This window comes from Methanosaeta sp. UBA458, from assembly GCF_002496085.1.
In the GTDB taxonomy this organism is placed as follows: domain Archaea; phylum Halobacteriota; class Methanosarcinia; order Methanotrichales; family Methanotrichaceae; genus Methanothrix; species Methanothrix soehngenii.
In genome coordinates this window covers 1-4,538 of the sequence record NZ_DAIK01000039.1, presented here as the reverse complement: position 1 = coordinate 4,538, position 4,538 = coordinate 1, and the positions used below count along the sequence as shown (strand labels likewise).

General features: G+C 55.2%; 5 protein-coding genes. 2 read left to right on the top strand and 3 right to left on the bottom strand.

All coding sequences use genetic code 11. From position 1 onward, the window contains the following. Both BP822_RS02260 and BP822_RS02255 read left to right on the top strand, forming a co-directional pair. Positions 1 to 1,005: S16 family serine protease (locus BP822_RS02260; RefSeq protein ID WP_286877629.1), on the top strand; the 1,005-nt coding region annotated here is incomplete at its 5' end. A gap of 4 nt (positions 1,006 to 1,009) precedes the next feature. Further along, positions 1,010 to 2,329, top strand: coding sequence for a TldD/PmbA family protein (locus BP822_RS02255; RefSeq protein ID WP_286877628.1), 1,320 nt, complete (start codon positions 1,010 to 1,012; stop codon positions 2,327 to 2,329). Between the two features lie 36 nt (positions 2,330 to 2,365). Here the strand turns inward: BP822_RS02255 and BP822_RS02250 are convergent, their stop codons facing one another. From BP822_RS02250 to BP822_RS02240, 3 genes are all read right to left on the bottom strand, one after another. Then, positions 2,366 to 3,097, bottom strand: coding sequence for a thermonuclease family protein (locus BP822_RS02250; protein ID WP_157863810.1), 732 nt, complete (start codon positions 3,095 to 3,097; stop codon positions 2,366 to 2,368). Positions 3,098 to 3,159: 62 nt separating this feature from the next. Next, positions 3,160 to 3,528, bottom strand: coding sequence for a hypothetical protein (locus BP822_RS02245; protein ID WP_013720282.1), 369 nt, complete (start codon positions 3,526 to 3,528; stop codon positions 3,160 to 3,162). A gap of 60 nt (positions 3,529 to 3,588) precedes the next feature. Next, a partial coding sequence (locus tag BP822_RS02240) for a sirohydrochlorin cobaltochelatase (RefSeq protein WP_286877627.1) occupies positions 3,589 to 4,538 on the bottom strand: 950 nt, incomplete at its 5' end.

The window sequence follows — 4,538 nt, the reverse complement described above, 5'->3', positions numbered from 1 at the left end:
TATGGTTATGAGGTCTACATGCGGGATACCATGGAGGACACCCTGGAGAACAGGAACAAGCTAATCAGGTTCGTGGCTCAGGAGATCGTGAGAGACGGGAAGATCCCCCACTTCACTCAAGATGCAGTGGCAGAGATCATGAGAGAGGCCAAGAGGCGTTCGGGCAGAAAGGGACATCTCACCCTCATGCTCCGCGACCTGGGAGGCCTGATCAGGGTCTCTGGAGATGTAGCCCGGGCGGAATCCTCTCACCTCACCGAGGTTAATCACGTCATGCAGGCTAAGAAGATGGCCCGTTCGGTCGAGCAGCAGCTGGCGGACAGATACATGGAGAGGCGCAAAGACTACAGCATGTTCCACTCCTCCGGAGATGAGATCGGCAGAGTCAACGGCCTGGCAGTCATGGGCGACTCGGGCATTGTTCTGCCCATCATGGCCGAGATCACCCCTGCTCAATCCAAGGAAGAGGGCAAGATCATCGCCACTGGAAAGCTGCAGGAGATCGCCAAAGAGGCGGTGACAAACGTCTCTGTGCTGATCAAGAAGTTCCTGGGCGAGGATATCACCAAGAAGGATGTCCATATTCAGTTCATAGGCACATATGAGGGTGTAGAGGGCGACAGCGCATCCATCTCCATCGCCACTGCTGTCATATCCGCGTTGGAAGGGGTGCCCGTGAAACAGACGGTAGCCATGACCGGCTCGCTCTCAGTGCGGGGGGATGTCATGCCTGTGGGCGGAGTCACCCAGAAGATCGAGGCTGCGGCTCAGGCGGGAATCAAGACGGTCCTCATTCCTAAATCCAATATGGGGGATGTCCTGATAGATGATTCCATGAAAAATTCTATTGAGATCATACCCGTATCCAATATCAGCGAGGTATTCGAGTATGCCATGGGTAGCCAGAGGACCAGGCTAATAGAGAAACTGAAGAAGTTCGCCACCGAGAAGAAGATCGGCATCAACATCCCAGAGACGATCCCCACCCCCATCCGGAGCATCTGATCGCTTGACAGCGGAGTTCCATGATACCCGCATTCTGCAGGGGAGTCGAACCAGGATCGTTCTGGACAATGGAAAGCTTGAGGAAATAGCCCAGGTGCCCTTCCAGGGGGCATCGGTTCGGGCTCTTTTTGGCGGTGCCTGGGGTTTTGTAACCACCGATCGGGTGGACGGTCTTGGCCAGGAGATAGATCTGGCCAAGCGCATTGCTCGGAAGATCGGCCGGAAGGAGGATCTCAGTCTGGCAGAGGCTCCGCCCGGCAGAAGCGTGGTGGTGGCAGTTAAAAGAGATCCAAAAGACCTATCTTTAGAGGAGAAGGTAGCTCTTTTGAGAGAGATCGAGGACGCAGCGAAGGTGAAGGGCATATCCTCGACCCAGGCGGTCTACTCAGAGATGGATCTGGTGGCCCACTATTCTAGTTCTGAGGGCCTGGATCTGGAATCAAGGATGACCAGAATGGGCTTTGTGATCAGCGCTGTGGCTCATAGGAATGGCCTTTATCAGACCGATGGCGAAGGCAGAGCCGGTGTGGGCGGCCTGGAGCTATTCGACCGGGAAGATCCAATAGCTCTGGCCAGGCAGGTGGGGGAGACGGCGGTCGCCCTCCTGGATGCCAAGGCGGCGAGAGGAGGGACTCACCCTGTAGTCTTGGATCAGGAGTTGGCCGGGGTGTTCGTCCATGAGGCGGTGGGCCATGCCACTGAGGGAGACATAATCCTGGAGGGGGACTCGTGCCTGGAAGGAAAGCTGGGCCAGAGGATAGGATCGGAGCTGGTGACGGTCAAAGACGACCCCAGCCTGATGCTCAACGGCTACTATCCCTTCGATGATGAGGGAAGCCGAGCCCAGGAGACGGTTCTGGTGGAGAATGGTGTGCTTCGGTCATACCTCAACACCCGCGAGACCGCAGCCAGGTTAGGTGGTGTGCCGCGCAATGCCCGAGCAGAGGGGATTAGCCGGCCGGTAGTGCGGATGAGCAATACCTACATCGCCAATGGTGACTGGAAGCTGGAGGAGATCTTAGAGGAGCTTAAAAGCGGGATCTATCTGGCAGGGAGCCGGGGGGGGCAGGTCAGCACCGGCGAGGGAATCTTCCAGTTCAATGCCAAGAAGGGCTATATCGTGGAGAACGGGGAGAAGACGCAACTGTTGCGAGATGTATCCCTATCCGGAAAGATCCTGGAGACGCTCTTGCATGTAACGGCTGTGGGCGACGACCTGCGGTATAACAGCGGTCGATGCGGAAAGTCCGGCCAGCTGGTGCCTGTGAGCGACGGATCGCCCCATCTGCTCGTCGACAGGGCCACTGTGGGCGGAACGGGATAGAGAAGAATCCAAGAGATAAAATTAAGATGGTCTGGATCAGCTGCGGTTCAATGCTCGATCCAGGTTGCTGTTTACCATCTCCAGGCTGGTATTGGTTATCTCTGCCTTCAGCCAGTCCCAGGCGGCCTGAGTTGCTCGATTTAGCTTCTCTCCTGCAGCATCCTCGATCCGGGATAGTAGACCGTTCTGGCTGTCGTTCTGCCATCCATCATTCTGCGTCCCTTTCTGCTCTTGATCGGATCCCTGCAAGCTCTCTTCCAGCCTCTCTCGCAGATTCTCCTCCACCCTTTGCAGAGTATCAGAGTTGCTCTTCTCTGAGTTATGCTCCTCTCTCCAGTCTTTCGGATCGAACTCATTGTCCGTCTGATTCGCCAGGATCGCATGACCGGCATCCACCAGCAAGAGGTTGAAGTTGGGGTAAGGGATGGGCTGGCCATAGGCTCCGGCTAGATAGGCTACTGCAATCAGCCTGCCCTCATCATCCTGTCCCCGGTTGAAGTCGTCAACATCCAGGTAGACCCTCTTGTCCATGAGCACGGCATATGTGAAATCCCTGGCCGCTGGGCCCTGGATTGCCTTCATATCCGGTGAACGGACGTCGGCCAGAGTGATCCGTTCCACACTGTCTGTAATTCTGGAGTCGGCCTTCTCTATCCTGAGGTCGAATGTATCGCCATCGATCACATTTGTGACTACTCCGTAGACCTCGTCTGGGGAGGCCGAAGATCCGGGCAGGAGGGATAGCACCGAAAAAATTGTCAATATCATAACGAATAACCGGAGGAGGTAAGATATATTTAATTCCAAATATCTCCTTTTGCCATAAGCTCTCATGATAGGCTCACCTTCAGCTCTACAGATCGGTTTCTGCTGCCGTTGACGGCAATAAGCCTGTATATGGTATCCTCAGAGGGAGATATAGATATGGATCCCTCCAGGGCGACCGGGCCGATATCCTGGTCGATCTCGACCAGGCTTGCGCCGACAACCCTCCAGCTGAGAACAGAGGACTGGCCCGGTGCCAGGAATTCCGGTTCGGCATCGAAGAACTCGATCACCGGATAGGGTGATCCCAAGAAGTTCAGCGCCAGTATTCCACCGGCGAGGATCGCCAGCAGCGCACCAAACCAGATGACAATCCCTAGCGGTGTTTTCCAGAAGGACTTTTGCATCTCCCAGTAGGTCTTCTTTTGAGCCATCGTATGCAAATATGAGACAATTCTGGTTATTATACTCTGCTCTTCGGATATTGCGAGCGTTCACCCTCTTCTGTCCGCTTGCATCTCCATCTCTTCCAGAGCCTTCAGGCTATGCTCTTTCAGTATCTGGACGATGCCTTCGATCTCGCCCAGGGCCGATAGATGAAAATCAACCTCAATTCCCGCCCTCTCCAGAGAGCTCTTCCATGAATCTGGAGCAGGCCCCGAGATATCGTTTTCGGCATGCCCTCCGGCTACAAGCAAAAAGGGGCGCAGCCTGACCTTTTGCGCGCCGATGACCTTCAGCTCGTCTATCATCTCCAAGAGGCTCGGAAAGCCCTCTATGGTGCCCAGTAATACCTGGCCATAGTCCTTCTTCAAGACTTGAGCCATCTGGGAGTAGATGGCGTCCGCCGGGTGGCCGGTACCATGGCCTGCCAGCAGCACCGCTTCCTTTTTCGATTCGACTGCGAACTGGCTCTTCCTGACTGTCTCATCTCCCTCTTTTGATTCTGCATCTCTGCTGGGCCTCCACAGGTCTGGCAGTGCCTCTGAGACCCTCCGGCAGTCCTCGAGGCAGGAAAGGAGAGGAAGGCCGATCGTGATCTTCAGCCTCCTTTCCGGATCGGCATCCTTCTTTTCGTACTCTCTTGATAGGGATACCAGTCGATGGAACTCCCCACCGGGAACGATCTGCAGGGATTGGACCACCACCTGTTTGCAGCCCTGGCCGGAGAGTTTGCCCAGGGCCTCCTCGATATTCGGGATGGCGATTCCTTCTCGCTCCTGGAGCCTCTTTATCATAAGACGAGAGGTGAAGGCTAAAAGAACGGGCATGCCGGGATAATCCTTTCTGTATAGAGCCAGGATCTTCTCATATGTGGCCATCGCTCTGGGTGAGGCAGAGCCATAGGGAACCAGGAGCATACCTGTCTTTTCCGGGGAGTCAATCAGCATCATATCAAGCTCCTCAGAAAATATATCGCCATCGGCAAAAATAGCTACTTCTC